Below are 266 nucleotides of genomic sequence, written 5' to 3'. Positions count from 1 at the left end.
GAAGCCCTACCAGGCTGTCCAAGAATTCGCGTCCCAACACCCTGCGCATCCCTACGCCAAGATCGGCGTTGAAGCCGTGAAGGAGGGCATCGACTTCCTGCGCGAGGTTGTCGGTTACTCCTACCTGCTTGGTGACGGGGAGGCCACGATCAACGTGCCGACCGCCGTCGGTGCGATTCGTCCCACGGCCCTAGTCCCGCCGTCGATTATCAACGGCAATCTTAAGGACGGTGACAAGGTCGTTGTCATTGGGTTAGCCCAGTACA

Annotated in this window: 1 protein-coding gene; it reads left to right on the top strand. The window is 59.8% G+C overall.

The window, feature by feature from the left end; genetic code table 11:
* Positions 1-266, top strand: a 266-nt coding sequence (locus tag MKD49_RS26015) for an FAD-binding protein (RefSeq protein WP_252697742.1), incomplete at both ends; no start/stop codon positions are given.

It is taken from the genome of Herbaspirillum sp. WGmk3, assembly GCF_023952535.1.
GTDB lineage: Bacteria > Pseudomonadota > Gammaproteobacteria > Burkholderiales > Burkholderiaceae_D > Herbaspirillum > Herbaspirillum huttiense.
The sequence above is the reverse complement of the archived record's forward strand: the minus strand, read 5'-3'. Positions and strand labels throughout refer to the sequence as shown.